The following is a 16,639-nucleotide window of genomic DNA, read 5'->3' as shown; positions in this document are numbered from 1 at the left end:
AATATGCATTTTTTGGCGGGCCGGTCACTCCTGGCGTTTTGTTCATCCAATTGAGGTCATTTATGCGCGTAACCCCGGCTGTATTGCCATCTCTCTGGCACCGTCTTTCATTTCGAGCACCAGTCGTGGCAGGCATGGTCTGTGTCGCGCTGGCCATGTCCGGCTGCGCCAGCCGTGGCATCCTTGGCGAAAAGCCGGCAGCTGCTCAAAAAGAAGGCAAGGAACTGGTCCCCGAACAGGGAGCGCAGACGACCACCATTACGCCGCTGCAGAAATTCATGTGGTTTTTCTCGCCGTACCGTCCAGACATTCAACAAGGCAACTTTGTCTCCGAAGAGATGCTGGCCCAGTTGAAAGTGGGCATGACGCGCGACCAAGTGCGTTTCGTCCTCGGCACCTCGCTGCTGACCGATATCTTCCATGCCGACCGCTGGGATTATCCATTCCGTCTGGCCCGGGGCAGTGGCGAAACCACCAGCAGCCGCGTGGTCGTGTACTTCGGCAAGGATGGCAAGGTTGAACGTTTCGAAGGCGGCAACTTGCCGACGGAGAAAGAATATATCGACCGTATCGCCGGTCCGTCGCCCTTCGCCAAGGTCGCCAAGGCCGACGTGCCTGCCGCCGCCGTGCCATCGCCCGTGGCGCCAAGCGCCGTGCCGGTACCGGCCGATGCCGCCCCTGCCATTCCTGTGAGCAAGCCTGACGTTGCACCGGCACCTGCCGCCGAGCCAGCACCTGCGCCTGCCGCCGAACCCACCAAATAAGTTGCTGTAAGAGAATAAAATGACTGAACTGAAAATCGCCATCGCTGGCGCCAGCGGCCGCATGGGCCATATCCTGATCGAAGCGGTCAGCAATGCGCCCGACGCCGTGCTGACCGGCGCCCTCGACCGCGTCGGCTCGCCGACCGTCGGCCAGGATGCCGCCGCTTTCCTCGGCAAGCCTGCCGGCGTGCTGATCGAGTCGGACCTTGCCACCGGCCTGGCCAATGCCGATTACCTGATCGACTTCACCCGTCCCGAAGGCACTTTGCAGCACCTGGCGTATTGCGCCGAGCATGGCATCAAGATGATCATCGGCACCACCGGTTTCGATGACGCGGGCAAGGCCGCCATTGCCGCCGCCGCCGAAAAGACGGCCATCATGTTCGCGCCGAACATGAGCGTGGGCGTGAATGTCACCATGAAATTGCTGGAACTGGCCGCGAAAAGCCTGTCCGAAGGCTACGACATCGAAATCATCGAAGCGCATCACCGCTTCAAGGTCGATGCGCCGTCGGGCACGGCCCTGCAAATGGGTGAAGTGGTGGCCGGCGCCCTGGGCCGCGACCTGAAGGAGTGCGCCGTGTACGGCCGCGAAGGCGTGACGGGCGAACGCGACCCGTCGACCATCGGCTTTGCCACCATCCGCGGCGGCGATATCGTCGGCGACCATACGGTGCTGTTTGCCGGTATCGGCGAGCGCATCGAGATCAGCCACAAGTCGAGCAGCCGCGTCACCTACGCCCACGGTGCCCTGCGCGCGGCGCGTTTCCTGGCCGACAAGCCGACCGGCCTGTTTGACATGCAGGACGTGCTGTCGCTGAAGAACTGAGGAAGACCATGGCCACTGCCATCCTGAATGGAAAAGACATCACCGATGAAGCGAGCTTTCACGCGCAATGCGTGCAAGCCTTCGGTTTCCCCGCGTTCTACGGCAACAGCATGGATGCCTGGGTCGATTGCCTCAGCTACCTGCGCGACGATGAAAACATGACGCAGTTCCGTTTGAAGCCGAACGAAGTGCTGGACATCGTGGTGCAGGACGCTGACGCGATGAAGGCGCAAGTGCCTGATTTACTGGAAGAAATCACGTTTTGCATCGCCGGCATCAATGAACGCTATGACGATTATGGCGAGAAGCCGGCGTTGAAGCTGGTACTCAAGTGAATGGAATCGTAGGTCGGATTAGGCCCTGCGGGCCGTAATCCGACAACATTGTTGGCTGTGCAAGTCGGATTCCGCGCAAGCGCCAATCCGACCTACGTCCAGACGACCAACATTTACACCACCTTGCGCTCACGCAAGCCGTCAATCTCTGCACCGTCCAACCCCAGCCACTGCTGCAGCACCTCGTTCGTATGCTGCCCCAGCAAGGGCGGCGGCAAGCGGTATTGCACCGGCGAGCCGGACAGGCGCACGGGATTGGCCACCAGCGCCACCGTGCCCGCCGTCGGGTGCGGCATCTCCACTTTCAAGCCCCGCGCCACCACTTGCGGGTCGGCAAAAACCTGGTCGATGCGGTTGACGGGGCCGCACGGCACGGCTTGCGCCTCGAACGCGCTGATCCACTCTGCCGTCGTGCGCATGACCGTGGTCTGGCGCATCAACGGTATCAACACCGCCCGGTGCGCCACGCGCTGCGGGTTGGTGGCGAAGCGTTCGTCCTGCGCCCATTCCGGGTGGCCGGCGACGGCGCAAAAACGCGAAAACTGTCCATCGTTGCCGATCGCCAGAATCATGTCGCCATCGGCCGTGGGAAAGTCCTGGTAGGGAACAATATTCGGATGCGCGTTGCCCATGCGCTGCGGCACCTTGCCCCCGCACAAGTAGTTGGCGGCCTGGTTGCCCAGCGCGGCCACTTGCACGTCGAGCAGGGCCAGGTCGATATGCTGGCCCAGGCCCGAGCGCTCGCGTTCGGCCAATGCGGCCTGCACGGCGATGGTGGCGTACAGGCCCGTCAGGATGTCCGTTTGCGCCACACCCACTTTTTGCGGTCCGGCGCCCGGCTGGCCATCGGGCACGCCCGTGATGCTCATCAGGCCGCCCATGCCCTGGATCAAAAAGTCATAGCCGGCGCGCGCCGCATACGGCCCATCCTGGCCGAAACCCGTGATGGAGCAGTACACGAGGCGCGGGTTGAGCGCCAGCAAGCTGGCAGAGTCCAGGCCATATTGCTTCAAGCCATCGAGCTTGAAATTTTCCAGCAACACGTCCGATTCGGCGGCCAGCTGGCGCACCAGGGCTTGCCCTTCAGGCGCGGCCAGGTCGATGCACAAGGAGCGCTTGTTGCGGTTGGCGCACTGGAAATAGGCCGCTTCGGCCGTGTCGCGGCCGTCCTCGTCCTTCAGATACGGCGGCCCCCAGGAGCGCGTGTCGTCGCCGCGGCCCGGCTGCTCGACCTTGACGACGTCGGCGCCGAGGTCGGCCAGCATTTGCCCGGCCCACGGGCCGGCCAGCACGCGCGACAGGTCCAGCACGCGCAAGCCGGTCAACGGCGCGGGCCGCAGGGTGGAGGCGAGGGTGGAAGCCAAGGCATCCATTAGTTGAAAGCGGCGATGCCGGTGATGGCGCGACCGATGATCAGCGCGTGCACGTCGTGCGTGCCTTCATAGGTGTTGACCACTTCCAGGTTGACCAGGTGGCGGATGACGCCGAACTCGTCGGAAATGCCGTTGCCGCCCATCATGTCGCGCGCCACGCGGGCGATATCGAGCGCCTTGCCGCAGCTGTTGCGTTTCATGATAGACGTGATTTCCACGGCCGGCGAGCCCTCGTCCTTCATGCGGCCCAGGCGCAAGCAGCCTTGCAAGCCCATGGTGATTTCCGTCAGCATGTCGGCCAGTTTCTTTTGCACCAGCTGGTTGGCGGCCAAGGGGCGGCCGAATTGCTGGCGGTCCATCGTGTACTGGCGCGCCTTCAGGTAGCAGTCTTCGGCCGCGCCCAGCGCGCCCCAGGCGATGCCGTAGCGGGCGCTGTTCAGGCAAGTAAATGGACCTTTCAGGCCGCGCACGTCGGGGAAGGCGTTTTCTTCCGGGCAAAATACTTCATCCATGACGATTTCGCCGGTGATGCTGGTACGCAAGCCCACCTTGCCGTGGATTTCCGGCGCCGACAGGCCTTTCCAGCCTTTTTCCAGCACGAAGCCGCGGATCGCGCCTTCATCGTCCTTGGCCCAGACGACGAACACGTCGGCGATGGGGCTGTTGGTGATCCACATCTTGGCGCCGGACAGGCTGTAGCCGCCCGGTACCTTGCGCGCGCGCGTGACCATGCTGCCAGGGTCGGAGCCGTGGTTCGGTTCCGTCAGGCCGAAGCAGCCGATGAATTCGCCCGTCGCCAGTTTCGGCAGGTATTTCTGTTTGGTTTCTTCGTTGCCGAAGGCATTGATCGGCACCATCACCAGCGACGATTGCACGCTCATCATCGAGCGGTAGCCCGAATCGACGCGCTCGACTTCGCGCGCGGCCAGGCCGTAGCAAACGTAGTTCAGGCCGGCGCCGCCGTATTCTTCGGGAATGGTCGTGCCCAGCAAGCCCAGCTCTCCCATTTCGCGGAAGATGGCGGCATCCGTGCGGCCATGGCGGAACGATTCGAGCACGCGCGGCACCAGGCTGCCCTGGCAATAGTCGCGGGCCGCTTCCAGCACGGCGCGTTCGTCGCCCGTCAGTTGTTCTTCCAGCAGCAGGGGGGAATTCCAGTCGAATACGGTTTTGCTCATCACAGGCCTCGCAGGTGAGCGCCGGTGATCGGCGCAAGATTGAATATGGCTCATGGTAGGTTCTTGCCTAGCCTTGCGCAAACGATTTTTTCGCACCCAGACATGCGTGCTACGCATATCTTGCGGCATACTAGAGGAATTTCACCGGCCGGATACCCCCATGTCACGCAAAATTCCCATGCTGCAGGCGCTAAATTGTTTCGAGGCGGCCGCGCGCCACCAGAGCTACACGCACGCTGCGCGCGAACTGTCGCTGACGCAAAGCGCCGTGTCGCGCCAGATTTCATCGTTGGAAAGCTTTCTTGGCGTGCAACTGTTCCAGCGCACGCGCCATGGCGTGCTGCTGACCAGCGCCGGCGCCGCGTATGCGCGGCAGATCGCGGCCCGCCTCGATGGCTTGGAGCGCGACACGCTCGACACCATGGCGCGCCAGGGCGGTGGCGGGACCTTGCAGCTGGCCTCGGTACCCACGTTTGCCACGCGCTGGCTGATGCCGCGGCTGTCGTCACTGGCGGGCATGCACCCGGACATCGTCGTGCATATCGATGCCTACACGAAACCGTTCATGTTTGCCGATACGGAATACGACGGCGCGCTGTACGCGGGCACGCCCGAGCAGCTGGCGCGCTGGCCCGGCACGCGCGCCACCTTGCTGATGCATGAAGAAATCGTGCCCGTCGCCAGCCCCCGCCTGCTGGCGGCGCGCAGCGCCTGGCAGCCGCAGGATTTGCTGGACCTGACCTTGTTGCAACAAAGTACGCGCCCGGGTGCCTGGCGCCAGTGGTTTGACGCCATGCAGGTCGATGGAGAAGGGGCGCGCTACGGCGCGCGCTATGAGCTGTTTTCCATGCTGGCCATGGCGGCCGTGCAGGGGCAGGGCGTGGTCTTGCTGCCCCGTATGCTGGTGGAGGCGGAACTGGCGCGCGGCGAGCTGCGCATCGCATGCGAGCGCCCACTGCGCGGCCAGCGCGCGTATTACCTGATCACGCCCGAGGCGGCGCATGAAAAGCTGGCCTTGCAGCAGTTCCGGCTATGGCTGCAAGGCGAGGCGGCCTAGACGACCTTGGCCGTATCGAAGTGAGGATTGTCGATCAGGCCGATCTGATTGCCGAACGGGTCGAGCAATTCCACCGTGCGGATGCCGTCGCCCACGTCCGTGATCGGGTGATGCAGGGTGCCGCCCAGTGCCACGATGCGCTCGACCTCCTGCTCGATGCCGTCCACGCCCCAGTACGTCACGCTGCCCTGCGTGCCGGGCTGGCCGTCCGGCAGCAGGCCCAGCTCGAAGCCGCCGATGGCAAAGCCGACATAGAACGGCTGGTCGAAATACGGTGCCGTGCCGAACACCTGGCTGTACCAGGCCTTGGCCTGCTCCAGGTCGGGGACGGGATAGGTGACGGTGCGTAAACCCTTGATCATGTTCTGCTCCTGGTGAATGAAGAATAACGCCATCATGCCACCGGCGCGCGCCGCGCGATTGGAAAAATGGAAGGCGCTCACGCGCGTCGGCCCGTCAGCCACGCTTCGGGCGAGCGGCGGGTGAATTCCTGGAAGTCGTGGATCAAATGCGACTGGTCGAAATAGCCGTATTGCAAGGCCACTTGCGCCCAATCCGGCTGCTGCGGCAGGCTTTTCAAGCCAGCGCTGGCGGCCCTGAAACGGCAGATGCGGGCAAACAGCTTCGGGCTGATGCCCACTTGCTGGCGAAATTGCAGCGCCAGGTGCTGGCGCGACACCCCCAGCTGCTGCGCCAGGCCGTCCACGCGCACCTGGCCGCATGTGCGCTCGATGGCCGCGATGGCATGGTCGGCCACGCCGGCCTGGCGCCGTGGCGGCGCGGCGCGCAGGCGCAGCAGCAGATAATCCTGCAAAATGGCAATTCTTTGCGCGTTGGACAAGGGTTCGCTCCACAGGGCGTCACCCAGGCGCGCCGCCAGTTCGCGGCCCCACAGCTGCCGCAGATCGGCACGTCCATCATTGAGTTCGCACAAGGGCAGCTGGAAGAAGCGTGCCGCCGCGCCCGGCTTGAAGCGGGCCGCCACCGTCTGCACGAGGCCCTGGCTGACGACGGCAATCGGCGCCGTCATCATGCCGACGGCAAAGCTGGCGTCCTGCTGGTCCTGGCACAAAATATCGATGCAATTGTCGGGCAAGACCTGGTGCGTCAGGGGCGTGGCGCCCGTCTGCACGCGGCAGGTCCAGACGCAGTCCAGCCAGGGCCGCAGGGCGGGGATGGGGGCGACTTCCTGGTAGATGATCATGGCCGGCTTTGATGCAAAGAACAAGATTGTGTATATATCACACAGCATAATTGTGCGCTCGCAAAAATATGCCGGCCCGGGCCGCCAGCGCGCCGCGCTATCGGGCGGCGACAACCAGTATAATGCTCGGTTCATATCCACTATTGGCCGCACATCATGCAAGATAAATATAGTCCCGCCGACGTCGAACAAGCCGCCCAATCGCACTGGAAGGCGATCGACGCCTATAAAGCCGTCGAACACGACCCGCGTTTCCCAAAAGGCAAGTATTTTGCCTGCTCGATGCTGCCTTACCCTTCGGGCAAGCTGCACATGGGTCACGTGCGCAACTATACGATCAATGACGTGATGTACCGCTACCTGCGCATGAACGGCTACAACGTGCTCATGCCGATGGGCTGGGATGCGTTCGGCATGCCGGCGGAAAACGCGGCCATGGCCAACAACGTGCCGCCCGCGCAATGGACGTATTCGAACATCGCCCACATGAAACAGCAGATGGAATCGATGGGCCTGGCCATCGACTGGTCGCGCGAAATGACCGCCTGCAAGCCTGAATACTACAAATGGAACCAGTGGATGTTCCTCAAGATGCTGGAAAAAGGCATCATCTACAAGAAGACCGGTACCGTGAACTGGGACCCGATCGACCAGACCGTGCTGGCCAACGAACAAGTGGTCGACGGCAAGGGCTGGCGTTCCGGCGCGCTGATCGAAAAGCGCGAAATTCCCATGTACTACGCGCGCATCACCGATTACGCGGAAGAATTGCTGGCCTATGTGGACGACAAGCTGCCGGGCTGGCCCGAGCGCGTGCGCACCATGCAGACCAACTGGATCGGCAAGTCGACGGGCGTGCGCTTCGCCTTCCCGCATGAGATCAAGGACGCGAACGGCGCCCTGATCGGGGACGGCAAGCTGTACGTCTTTACTACCCGCCCGGACACCGTCATGGGCGTGACCTTCTGCGCCGTGGCCGCCGAGCACCCGCTGGCCATCCACGCCGCGCAAAGCAATCCTGCACTGGCCGCCTTCAACGCCGAATGCAAGCTCGGCTCCGTGATCGAAGCGGACATGGCGACGATGGAGAAGAAGGGCATGCCGACCGGCCTGTTCGTCACCCATCCGCTGACGGGCGCGCAGGTGGAAGTCTGGGTCGGCAACTACGTGCTCATCACCTACGGCGACGGCGCCGTGATGGGCGTGCCGGCGCACGACGAACGCGATTTCGGCTTTGCCAAGAAATACAATCTGCCGATCAAGCAAGTGATCGAAGTCAAGGGCCAGGAATTTTCGACGGACGCCTGGCAGGAATCGTATGGCAGCAAGGATGGCGTGTGCGTCGCTTCCGGCAAATACGACGGCCTGCATTTCGCTTCCGCCGTCGACGCGGTGGCCGCCGACCTGGCGGAACTGGGCCTGGGCGAAAAGAAAACCACGTTCCGCCTGCGCGACTGGGGCATTTCGCGCCAGCGCTACTGGGGCACGCCGATCCCGATGATCCATTGCGCCGATTGCGGCGTGGTGCCGGTGCCGGAAAAAGACCTGCCGGTGGTGCTGCCGGAAGACTGCGTGCCGGACGGCACGGGCAACCCGCTGAACAAATATGAAGCTTTCCTGCAGTGCGACTGCCCGCAGTGCGGCAAGCCGGCGCGCCGCGAGACGGACACCATGGATACCTTCGTCGATTCGTCGTGGTACTACATGCGCTATACCTCGCCAGGCTCGAACGATGCCATGGTCGACGCGCGCAACGATTACTGGATGCCGATGGACCAGTACATCGGCGGCATCGAACACGCCGTCATGCACTTGCTGTACGCGCGCTTCTGGACCAAGATCATGCGCGACTTCGGCCTAGTCAAGTTCGACGAGCCGTTCGTCAACCTGCTGACGCAGGGCATGGTGCTCAACGAAACGTATTTCCGCAAGGACGCCGCGGGCAAGACCACCTGGTTCAACCCGGACGACGTGCGCCTGTCGCTCGACGACAAGGGCCGCCCGCAAAGCGCCGTCCTGGTGGCCGACGGCCAGCCGGTGGAAATCGGCGGCACGGAAAAGATGTCGAAGTCGAAGAACAACGGCATCGACCCGCAAGCGCAGATCGAGCAGTACGGCGCCGACACGGCCCGTCTGTTCACCATGTTCGCTTCGCCGCCGGAACAGACGCTGGAATGGTCGGGCAGCGGCGTCGAAGGCGCGAACCGCTTCCTGCGCCGCGTGTGGAACTTCGGCTATGCCCAGTCGGCGACGATCCAGGCCGCACTGGCTGGCGGCGCCGCACCGGCCACGGGCGACGCGCAGAAAAACCTGCGCCGCGAATTGCACAAGCTGCTGCAGCAAGCCGATTACGACTTGAAGCGCATCCAGTACAACACCGTGGTGTCGGCCTGCATGAAGATGCTCAACACCCTGGAATCGGCCAAGCTGGACGATAGCGCGCAGTCGAAGGCGCTGATCGCCGAAGGCTTCTCCATCTTCCTGCGCCTGCTCAATCCCGTCGCGCCGCACATCACCCACGTCTTGTGGGAAGAGCTGGGCTATGCGGGCGTGCACGGCGACCTGCTGAACGTGGCATGGCCGCAGGTCGACCCGCAGGCACTGGAGCAGTCCGAGATCGAGATGATGATCCAGGTGAACGGCAAGCTGCGCGGCTCGATCACGGTGGCCAAGGATGCGGACAAGGCCAGCATCGAGGCGGCCGCGCTGGCGTGCGAAAGTGTGCAGAAGTACGTCGAGACCACGCCGAAAAAGATCATCGTCGTGCCAGGCAAGTTAATCAGCATCGTGGTGTAATCATGACGACTTCCTCTCAAGTATCGCTGTTGGGCCGTCGCGCCGTGCTGGCGCTGGGCCTGACCGTCCTGCTGTCGGCCTGCGGCTTTCATTTGCGCGGTTCGAACGGCAGCTTCATGCTGCCGTTCGCGACGATGTACATCGGCTTGCCCGATACGTCGCCGCTGGCGATCGGCCTGAAGCGCTATATCCGCGCCATTGGCAGCACGGAGGTGGTCAATACCAAGGATGGCGCCGACGCCGTCCTTGAGGTGCTCACCGACCCGGAGAGGAATCGTACCAAGACCATTTTGTCGCTGAACAAAAATGGCCGCGTGCAAGAGTACCAGCTCGGTTACTCGATCAATTTCCGCGTGCTGGACAAGGCCGGCAACCAGTTGCTGGCGCCGACGACCATCAGCCTGGTGCGTCCGATCACCTTCGACGAGTCGCAGGTGCTGGCCAAGGAAACCGAGGAAGCGGCGCTGTACCGCGACATGCGCAACGACATGGTGCAGCAGATCATGCGCCGCCTGGCGGCCATCAAGCCGGTACTGCCGGCCATGTCGGTGGCGCCGGTGGCGCCCGTGACGCCGGTCGCCCCGCAGCAGTAACGGGGACGCCATGCAATTGCGGATAGACGCGCTCGATGGGCATGTGGCCAAGCCGCTGGCGCAGCTGTATGTGATCACCAGCGACGAACACCTGCTGGCGCTGGAAGCGGCCGACAAGATCCGCCGCGCGGCGCGCGCGCAGGGGTACTCCGAGCGCGACGTGCTGACGGTGGAGCGCAGCTTCAAGTGGGGTGAACTGCTGGCGGCGAACCAGGAGCTGTCGCTGTTCGGCGATAAAAAACTGATCGAACTGCGCATCCCCACGGGCAAGCCGGGCAAGGATGGCGGCGCGGCGCTGCAAAGCTACGCGAAGAACCTCAGTCCCGACAACCTGACCCTGATCACCTTGCCCAAGCTGGACTGGGCCACGCAAAAGGCGGCCTGGGTCGCCAGCCTGCAGCAGGCGGCCGTGTATATCGACATTCCGAATGTGGAACGGGCACAGTTGCCGGCGTGGATATCCCAGCGCCTGGCCGCGCAGGGGCAAAGCGCCGAGCGTGCCAGCATCGACTTCATCGCCGAACGGGTGGAGGGCAATTTGCTGGCGGCGCACCAGGAAATCCAGAAATTGGGCTTGCTGCATGCTGCGGGCAAGCTGACGTACGAACAAGTGCAGGACGCGGTGCTGAACGTGGCCCGCTACGATGTCTTCAAGCTGTCCGAAGCCATGCTGGCCGGCGATCCGGCGCGCCTGGTGCGCATGCTCGAAGGCTTGAAAGGCGAGGGCGAGGCGCTGCCGCTGGTCTTGTGGGCCGTCTCCGAAGAAATCCGCACGCTGTTAAAATTGAAGGCCGGCATGGCGCAAGGGCGTCCGTTGGGCGCGCTGCTGAAGGAATACCGCATCTGGGGTCCGCGCGAGCGGATGATGGAACCGGCCCTGCGGCGCATTTCGCTGCCCGTGCTGGAAGCGGCCCTGCAGCAGGCGGCGCAGGTGGACAAGATGATCAAGGGCTTGCGCGCCAAGGGCTACGCGGGCGATGCCTGGGACGCCATGCTGCAGTTGGGACTGAAGATCGCCCGAGGCTAGTTTTTTACTATATGGATACGAGCATGGACATCACAGAATATATGCAGGACGTGGGCACGCGCGCGCGCGCCGCTTCGCGCGCCATGGCGCGTGCCGACAGCGCCACGCGCAACCGCGCTTTGAGCCTGATCGCCGCCGCCATCGTGCGCGATGCCGACCTGCTGCGCGCGGCCAACCAGCGCGACCTCGATGCGGCAGCCGCCGCCGGCCTGGCGCCGGCCATGCTCGACCGCCTGACCCTGTCCGACGCCGCCATCGCCACCATGGTCGAAGGCTTGACGCAAATCGTATCGCTGGCCGACCCGATCGGCGAAATCTCGAACATGAAATTCCGCCCGACGGGCATCCAGGTGGGGCAGATGCGCGTGCCGCTGGGCGTCATCGGCATCATCTATGAAGCGCGTCCGAACGTGACGGTGGACGCGGCCGGCCTGTGCATCAAGAGCGGCAACGCGACGATCTTGCGCGGCGGCTCGGAAGCGATTCACTGCAACCGCGCGCTGGCCAAACTGGTGGCGGAGGGCTTGCTGGGCGCAGGCCTGCCTGCCGATGCCGTGCAAGTCATCGACACCACCGACCGCGCCGCCGTCGGCGCTTTGATCACCATGCCGCAGTACGTGGACGTCATCGTGCCGCGCGGCGGCAAGGGTCTGATCGCGCGCCTGATGGAAGAGGCCACCGTGCCGATGATCAAGCACCTCGACGGCATCTGCCACGTCTACATCGACGCCAAGGCCGATATCAGGAAGGCGATCGATATCGGCTTCAACGCGAAGTGCCACCGCTACGGCACCTGCAACACCATGGAAACCTTGCTCGTGTCGCGCGCCATCGCCGCCACCGTGCTGCCGCAGCTGGCCGAACTGTACCTGACCAAACAGGTGGAACTGCGCGCCGATGCTGAGAGCCATGCGATCCTGGCCGCCGCCGCTTATCCGCACCTGGTAGCGGCCACCGAGGAAGACTGGTCCACCGAATACCTGGCCGCCATCCTGTCGGTGAAGGTGGTCGACGGCATCGACGAAGCGATGGACCACATCAACCGGTATTCATCGAAGCACACGGAATCCATCATCACGGAAGACTACAGCGATGCGCTGCGCTTCCTGCGCGAAGTCGATTCCGCCTCGGTGATGGTGAACGCCTCGACGCGTTTCGCCGACGGCTTCGAATATGGCCTGGGCGCCGAGATCGGCATCTCGAACGACAAGCTGCACGCGCGCGGTCCGGTGGGACTGGAAGGCCTGACCTCGCTCAAATACGTGGTCTTTGGCCACGGCGAAGTCCGTAAGTAGCCTCTTTCGCGGGCTGCCCACAAGGCGGCCCGTGCTCTCATTTTTCTCCACCTCCGACACTGGGAACCCCATGCTCTTTCTCTGGACCAAAGCCTTCCACATCATCTTCGTCATGTCCTGGTTCGCCGGCCTGTTTTACTTGCCGCGCATCTTCGTGAACCTGGCGATGGAGACGGAAACGGTGGCGACCGAGCGCCTGTTGCTGATGGCGCGCAAGCTGTACCGCTTCATGTCCCTGCTGGCGCTGCCGGCCATGGTGCTGGGGCTCGCGTTGATGTGGATGCTGTACGGCGGGGGCGAAGGCCGCATGAAGATGCCGGGCTGGATGCATGCCAAGCTGACGTTCGTGGTGCTCTTGCTCGGCTATCACCACGCCTGCGGTTCCATCCTGCGCAAGTTTGAAAAAGGTCTCAACAAGCGTAGCCACACCTGGTTCCGCTGGTTTAATGAAGTGCCGGTGGTGATGCTGCTGGCCGTCGTCGTGCTGGTCGTGGTCAAGCCTTTCTAAGGGAGTCGAGATGAGTGCAAGCCAGAGCAAAGTCGTGCAGTATTTTTTTGCGCCCCACTCGCCATGGACCTACCTGGGGCATGCGCGCCTGATGGCCATCGCCGCGAAGACGGGTGCGCAGATCGACGTGCGTCCCTTTGACCTGGGCAAGGTCTTCAGCGTCTCGGGCGGCCTGCCGCTGGCCAAGCGCGCACCGCAGCGCCAGGCGTACCGCCTGGCCGAACTGGCGCGCTGGTCGGCCTTTTTGCAAGTGCCCTTGAATCTGCAGCCGAAGTTCTTTCCCGTGTCGCCGGAAGCGTCGGCCAAGCTGATCATCGCCACGCGCCTGGCGCACGGCGTGGAAGCATCGCTGAACCTGGCGCACGCCATCATGCGCGGCCTGTGGGCCGAAGAGCGCAACATCGGCGACGAGGAAACCCTGGTGCAGATCGCGCTCGATGCCGGTTTCGATGGCCGCCAGCTGCTGAAAACGTCGGAAACGGCCAGCGTGCAGGCCGAATACGACGCCAACACGGAAGCGGCCACGGCCGCCAGCGTCTTCGGTTCGCCGTGGTACATCGTCGATGGCGAAGGGTACTGGGGCCAGGACCGCCTCGACTTTGTCGAGCGCGCGCTGGGTAGGTCGGATTAGCGTGGCAAAGCCGCGCGTAATCCGACAAGCGCAGTGTGCGGCATGTCGGCTTACGCCCTGGCGGGCTAAGCCGACCTACGCCAACCTACGCCGACCTGCGCAAGATATTGGATGTAGGTCGGATTAGCGCTGCGCGCGTAATCCGACAAGTTTTGAAATTTTTAGTTAATTGTTTTTCAACGGATAAAAGGTACACCATGGCTTCATATTTTTGCCCATGCCCGCGCGGCATGGAAGCGGCGCTGGCCGAGGAACTGGGCGAGATCGCCCAGGATAGTGCGACCATGAAGGTCCACAACCAGGTGCCGGGCGGTGTCCACTGTTCGGGCGACCTGCTCGATTCCTACCGCATCAACCTGCATTCGCGCATCGCTTCGCGCGTGCTGATGCGCATGGCCCATTCCGGCTACAAGACGGAAAACGATATTTACGACCTGACCCTGGCGCAAGCCTGGGAAGACTGGTTCGGCGTGCATCACACGATCCGCGTCGACGTCACGGCCGTCAAATCGCCGCTGCGCAGCCTGGAGTTCACGACACTGAAAATCAAGGATGCGATCTGCGACCGCTTCCGCGACCAGTTCAACGAGCGTCCATCGGTCAACACCAAGACGCCGGACATGCGCATCGTCGGCTTCCTCGACGCGCACACGTTCACCGTCTACCTCGACACTTCGGGCGAAGCCCTGTTCAAGCGCGGCTGGCGCGAAGAGACGGGCGACGCGCCGCTGCGCGAAAATCTGGCCGCCGGCCTGCTGCGCGTGTCGGGCTGGAAGCCTGGCATGGTGCTGTTCGACCCGATGTGCGGTTCCGGCACCATCCTGGCCGAAGCGGCGCAGATGCTGCAGGGGATTCCGCCGGGCGCCTCGCGCCAGTTCGCGTTTGAAAACTTCCACGACTTCGATCCGGCGCCGTGGAATGTCATGAAAAACGCTATCAAGGTCAATCCGCTGCCGGCCGAACCGACCATTTTCGGCAGCGACATTTCGGGCGACATGGTGGCCATGACGCGTCATAACCTGCGTTGCGCCGGCGTGCGCTTCGACGTACCCCTGAAGCAGATCGAGGCGCAGGAAGTCAAGCCGCCAAGCGACGTGCCGGGCATCATGCTGACCAACCCGCCGTACGGCGAGCGTATCGGCGTGCGCGGCGACAGCACCATCCCCGAAGATGAACTGTCGACGTCGTTCTATTCGGCCATGGGCACGACCCTGAAGCAGCGTTTCGCCGGCTGGACCGTGTTCCTGTTCACGGCCGACCTGGGCCTGCCCAAGCTGCTGCGTTTGAAGGAAGCGCGCAAGACGCCTTTCTTCAACGGCGCGCTGGAATGCCGTTTGTTCCGTTTTGATATGGTCGCCGGTTACAACCGCCGCGAAGAAGCCAAGCCAAAAAACATTTGATTAAACCTACTGCGCGTTGCCACTTGCGGCTTGCGATGCTCACCGTACTTTCGTACGGTTGCGCTTCTCGGCCACAATTGGCGGCCGCTCGCTACGGTTTTCTCAAATGTTTTAAGCGCTAAAAAATGCTGTATCACGCGCGCGGACCGGAACCGGTCCGCGCGCCACTTTGGATCCGCCATGTTTCCCACCCCTCCGGCCGATGTGCCGCCCGACCCGGTCACGCCCGTTCCGCCTCCCACACCAAGCCACATGGCGCCGCTGAGCCGCGGTGCGCTGGCGATGATGCTGGCCGGGCTGTCGATGCTGGGGCCCCTGTCGATCGATACCTATCTGCCCGCGTTTGGCGCGATCCAGGGTTCGCTGCAGGCGTCGCCGCTGGAAGTGCAGCAGTCGCTGACGTTCTACATGCTGGCCTTTGCCGGCATGGTGCTGTGGCATGGCGCGATCTCGGACACCTTCGGCCGGCGCAACGTCATTCTCGTGTCGCTGCTGATGTTTGCCATCGGCTCGCTGGGCTGCGCCTCGGCGCACACGGTGCATTACCTGTGGTTCTTCCGCATCATGCAGGGCGTCTCGGCCGGCGCAGGCGTGGTGATCAGCCGCGCCATCATCCGCGACCTGTATGCCGATGCGGCGGCGGCGCGGCTGCTGTCGCTGGTGACGATGATCTTTTCCATCGCTCCGGCCGTGGCGCCGATCCTGGGCGGCTGGATCGTCATCTGGTTCGATTGGCGCTCGATCTTCCTGTTCCTCGCCTTTTACACGGTGGTGCTGCTGGCGTTCTGCTACTGGCGCCTGCCCGAAACCCTGCCGATGGAAAAGCGCCAGCCCTTCAATCCCCGCTTCCTGGCGTCGAGCTATGGCCAGATCCTGCGCTCGCCCCTGTTCCACATCAAGGCCGGCATCGTCGCGCTCAATTTCGCGGGCCTGTTCCTGTTCATCACGGCCGCGCCGGAAATGCTGCCCAAGCAGCTGGGCCTGGGGCCGTCGCAATTCGCCTGGCTGTTCATTCCCTGCGTGAGCGGCATCTTCATGGGGGCCGCGGCGGCCAACCGCATCGCCGGCAAGGTCACGTTCGCGCGCCAGATCGGCATCGGCTTTGCCTTCCTGCTGTGCGCCGCCAGCGTCAATGTCGTGTATCACCTGTTCCTGCCGCCCTCCTTGCCCTGGTCGGTGCTGCCCCTGTTCTTCTATACCTTCGGCATGTCGCTGGTGGGGCCGGGCGCGACCCTGCTGGCGCTCGATCTGTTCCCGCACATCCGCGGCACGGTGGCCTCGTGCCAGTCGTTTGCCAGCACCTTGCTGGGTGCCGTGGTGGCCGGCGTGATCTCGCCCCTGCTGTCCGGTTCCGTGCTGTGGCTGGCGTCGGGCCAGCTGGCATTTACGGGGCTGGCGCTGGCCCTGTGGCTGCTATCGCGGCGCTTCCGCCACCGTTTGCTGGGTTCCTTCAGGGCATAAGTTTCCACTATAGAACGCTGGATTTATTTCAACTTAATTTTCTATATTGCAAGTAATATCCGGCGCTTATGATAAGATGATCTCTTTTCCCGGCATCCTCTCAGGCGACATTTTTTGGGTTACAGGAGTGGAGGATTCCTCTGAACGTGGCCGCGCTTCGCTGCTGAGCGCTCTTCCTTTTCGAACCG

The 16,639-nt window shown here is 63.2% G+C and carries 16 protein-coding genes; 12 read left to right on the top strand and 4 right to left on the bottom strand.

All coding sequences use genetic code 11. From position 1 onward, the window contains the following. The first annotated feature begins 134 nt into the window (after positions 1 to 134). From AC07VH_RS07195 to AC07VH_RS07185, 3 genes are read left to right on the top strand one after another with little or no spacing between them, the layout of a single operon-like run. On the top strand, positions 135 to 764 hold the full coding sequence (locus AC07VH_RS07195; RefSeq protein ID WP_494788326.1) for an outer membrane protein assembly factor BamE: 630 nt from the start codon (positions 135 to 137) through the stop codon (positions 762 to 764). Positions 765 to 783: 19 nt separating this feature from the next. Further along, positions 784 to 1,593, top strand: a complete 810-nt coding sequence (dapB, locus tag AC07VH_RS07190; protein ID WP_489629567.1) for a 4-hydroxy-tetrahydrodipicolinate reductase — start codon at positions 784 to 786, stop codon at positions 1,591 to 1,593. 8 nt (positions 1,594 to 1,601) lie between these two features. After that, positions 1,602 to 1,928 (top strand): barstar family protein, encoded by a 327-nt coding sequence (locus tag AC07VH_RS07185; protein ID WP_070220532.1) that lies wholly within the window; start codon positions 1,602 to 1,604, stop codon positions 1,926 to 1,928. Between the two features lie 113 nt (positions 1,929 to 2,041). On the opposite strand, the gene AC07VH_RS07180 is transcribed toward AC07VH_RS07185, so the two are convergent. Beyond that, complete coding sequence (locus tag AC07VH_RS07180) at positions 2,042 to 3,292, bottom strand: CaiB/BaiF CoA transferase family protein (protein WP_494788177.1); 1,251 nt, start codon at positions 3,290 to 3,292, stop codon at positions 2,042 to 2,044. A gap of 8 nt (positions 3,293 to 3,300) precedes the next feature. Next, on the bottom strand, positions 3,301 to 4,479 hold the full coding sequence (locus AC07VH_RS07175) for an acyl-CoA dehydrogenase (protein WP_035822683.1): 1,179 nt from the start codon (positions 4,477 to 4,479) through the stop codon (positions 3,301 to 3,303). Between the two features lie 160 nt (positions 4,480 to 4,639). On the opposite strand from AC07VH_RS07175, the gene AC07VH_RS07170 reads away from it, so the two are divergent. Next, positions 4,640 to 5,536 (top strand): LysR substrate-binding domain-containing protein, encoded by an 897-nt coding sequence (locus AC07VH_RS07170; protein WP_489629569.1) that lies wholly within the window; start codon positions 4,640 to 4,642, stop codon positions 5,534 to 5,536. On the opposite strand, the gene AC07VH_RS07165 is transcribed toward AC07VH_RS07170, so the two are convergent. Together AC07VH_RS07165 and AC07VH_RS07160 are read right to left on the bottom strand one after the other, a co-directional pair. Next, entirely contained in the window at positions 5,533 to 5,898 is a 366-nt protein-coding gene (locus AC07VH_RS07165; protein ID WP_475414122.1) for a VOC family protein, read from the bottom strand. The genes AC07VH_RS07170 and AC07VH_RS07165 overlap by 4 nt on opposite strands. A 77-nt stretch (positions 5,899 to 5,975) precedes the next feature. Next, entirely contained in the window at positions 5,976 to 6,740 is a 765-nt protein-coding gene (locus AC07VH_RS07160; protein WP_494788178.1) for a DUF6597 domain-containing transcriptional factor, read from the bottom strand. 156 nt (positions 6,741 to 6,896) lie between these two features. Here AC07VH_RS07160 and leuS point away from each other — a divergent pair, with 156 nt between their 5' ends. The 8 genes from leuS (at position 6,897) to AC07VH_RS07120 (ending at position 16,451) form a co-directional block, all read left to right on the top strand. Continuing rightward, complete coding sequence (gene leuS / locus AC07VH_RS07155; protein WP_494788179.1) at positions 6,897 to 9,536, top strand: leucine--tRNA ligase; 2,640 nt, start codon at positions 6,897 to 6,899, stop codon at positions 9,534 to 9,536. Between the two features lie 2 nt (positions 9,537 to 9,538). Then, on the top strand, positions 9,539 to 10,129 hold the full coding sequence (locus AC07VH_RS07150; protein ID WP_475414119.1) for an LPS-assembly lipoprotein LptE: 591 nt from the start codon (positions 9,539 to 9,541) through the stop codon (positions 10,127 to 10,129). A gap of 10 nt (positions 10,130 to 10,139) precedes the next feature. Continuing rightward, positions 10,140 to 11,156, top strand: coding sequence for a DNA polymerase III subunit delta (gene holA / locus AC07VH_RS07145; protein ID WP_058048018.1), 1,017 nt, complete (start codon positions 10,140 to 10,142; stop codon positions 11,154 to 11,156). 11 nt (positions 11,157 to 11,167) lie between these two features. Continuing rightward, the gene (locus tag AC07VH_RS07140; protein ID WP_489629573.1) at positions 11,168 to 12,451 is read left to right on the top strand and encodes a glutamate-5-semialdehyde dehydrogenase; all 1,284 of its coding nucleotides are present in this window, start codon (positions 11,168 to 11,170) and stop codon (positions 12,449 to 12,451) included. Positions 12,452 to 12,521: 70 nt separating this feature from the next. Then, positions 12,522 to 12,959, top strand: a complete 438-nt coding sequence (locus AC07VH_RS07135) for a CopD family protein (protein ID WP_034745744.1) — start codon at positions 12,522 to 12,524, stop codon at positions 12,957 to 12,959. A gap of 10 nt (positions 12,960 to 12,969) precedes the next feature. Beyond that, positions 12,970 to 13,590: a 2-hydroxychromene-2-carboxylate isomerase gene (locus AC07VH_RS07130; RefSeq protein ID WP_494788180.1), complete on the top strand. Its 621-nt coding sequence runs from the start codon at positions 12,970 to 12,972 to the stop codon at positions 13,588 to 13,590. Positions 13,591 to 13,787: 197 nt separating this feature from the next. Beyond that, the gene (locus AC07VH_RS07125; RefSeq protein ID WP_494788181.1) at positions 13,788 to 14,990 is read left to right on the top strand and encodes a THUMP domain-containing class I SAM-dependent RNA methyltransferase; all 1,203 of its coding nucleotides are present in this window, start codon (positions 13,788 to 13,790) and stop codon (positions 14,988 to 14,990) included. 180 nt (positions 14,991 to 15,170) lie between these two features. Beyond that, positions 15,171 to 16,451: a multidrug effflux MFS transporter gene (locus AC07VH_RS07120; protein ID WP_475414115.1), complete on the top strand. Its 1,281-nt coding sequence runs from the start codon at positions 15,171 to 15,173 to the stop codon at positions 16,449 to 16,451. Positions 16,452 to 16,639 lie beyond the last annotated feature (188 nt).

The organism is Janthinobacterium sp. GW821-FHT03C10 (assembly GCF_059420865.1).
The sequence above is the reverse complement of the archived record's forward strand: the minus strand, read 5'-3'. Positions and strand labels throughout refer to the sequence as shown.

Bases quoted from the DNA above. Each gene is read 5' to 3' on its own strand.
- AC07VH_RS07195 (WP_494788326.1), top strand. From the start codon at position 135: ATGGTCTGTGTCGCGCTGGCCATGTCCGGCTGCGCCAGCCGTGGCATC.
- AC07VH_RS07150 (WP_475414119.1), top strand. From the start codon at position 9,539: ATGACGACTTCCTCTCAAGTATCGCTGTTGGGCCGTCGCGCCGTGCTG.
- leuS (WP_494788179.1), top strand. From the start codon at position 6,897: ATGCAAGATAAATATAGTCCCGCCGACGTCGAACAAGCCGCCCAATCG.
- AC07VH_RS07170 (WP_489629569.1), top strand. From the start codon at position 4,640: ATGTCACGCAAAATTCCCATGCTGCAGGCGCTAAATTGTTTCGAGGCG.
- AC07VH_RS07140 (WP_489629573.1), top strand. From the start codon at position 11,168: ATGGATACGAGCATGGACATCACAGAATATATGCAGGACGTGGGCACG.
- AC07VH_RS07130 (WP_494788180.1), top strand. From the start codon at position 12,970: ATGAGTGCAAGCCAGAGCAAAGTCGTGCAGTATTTTTTTGCGCCCCAC.
- AC07VH_RS07165 (WP_475414122.1), bottom strand. From the start codon at position 5,898: ATGATCAAGGGTTTACGCACCGTCACCTATCCCGTCCCCGACCTGGAG.
- AC07VH_RS07160 (WP_494788178.1), bottom strand. From the start codon at position 6,740: ATGATCATCTACCAGGAAGTCGCCCCCATCCCCGCCCTGCGGCCCTGG.
- AC07VH_RS07135 (WP_034745744.1), top strand. From the start codon at position 12,522: ATGCTCTTTCTCTGGACCAAAGCCTTCCACATCATCTTCGTCATGTCC.
- dapB (WP_489629567.1), top strand. From the start codon at position 784: ATGACTGAACTGAAAATCGCCATCGCTGGCGCCAGCGGCCGCATGGGC.
- AC07VH_RS07120 (WP_475414115.1), top strand. From the start codon at position 15,171: ATGTTTCCCACCCCTCCGGCCGATGTGCCGCCCGACCCGGTCACGCCC.
- AC07VH_RS07175 (WP_035822683.1), bottom strand. From the start codon at position 4,479: ATGAGCAAAACCGTATTCGACTGGAATTCCCCCCTGCTGCTGGAAGAA.
- holA (WP_058048018.1), top strand. From the start codon at position 10,140: ATGCAATTGCGGATAGACGCGCTCGATGGGCATGTGGCCAAGCCGCTG.
- AC07VH_RS07185 (WP_070220532.1), top strand. From the start codon at position 1,602: ATGGCCACTGCCATCCTGAATGGAAAAGACATCACCGATGAAGCGAGC.
- AC07VH_RS07125 (WP_494788181.1), top strand. From the start codon at position 13,788: ATGGCTTCATATTTTTGCCCATGCCCGCGCGGCATGGAAGCGGCGCTG.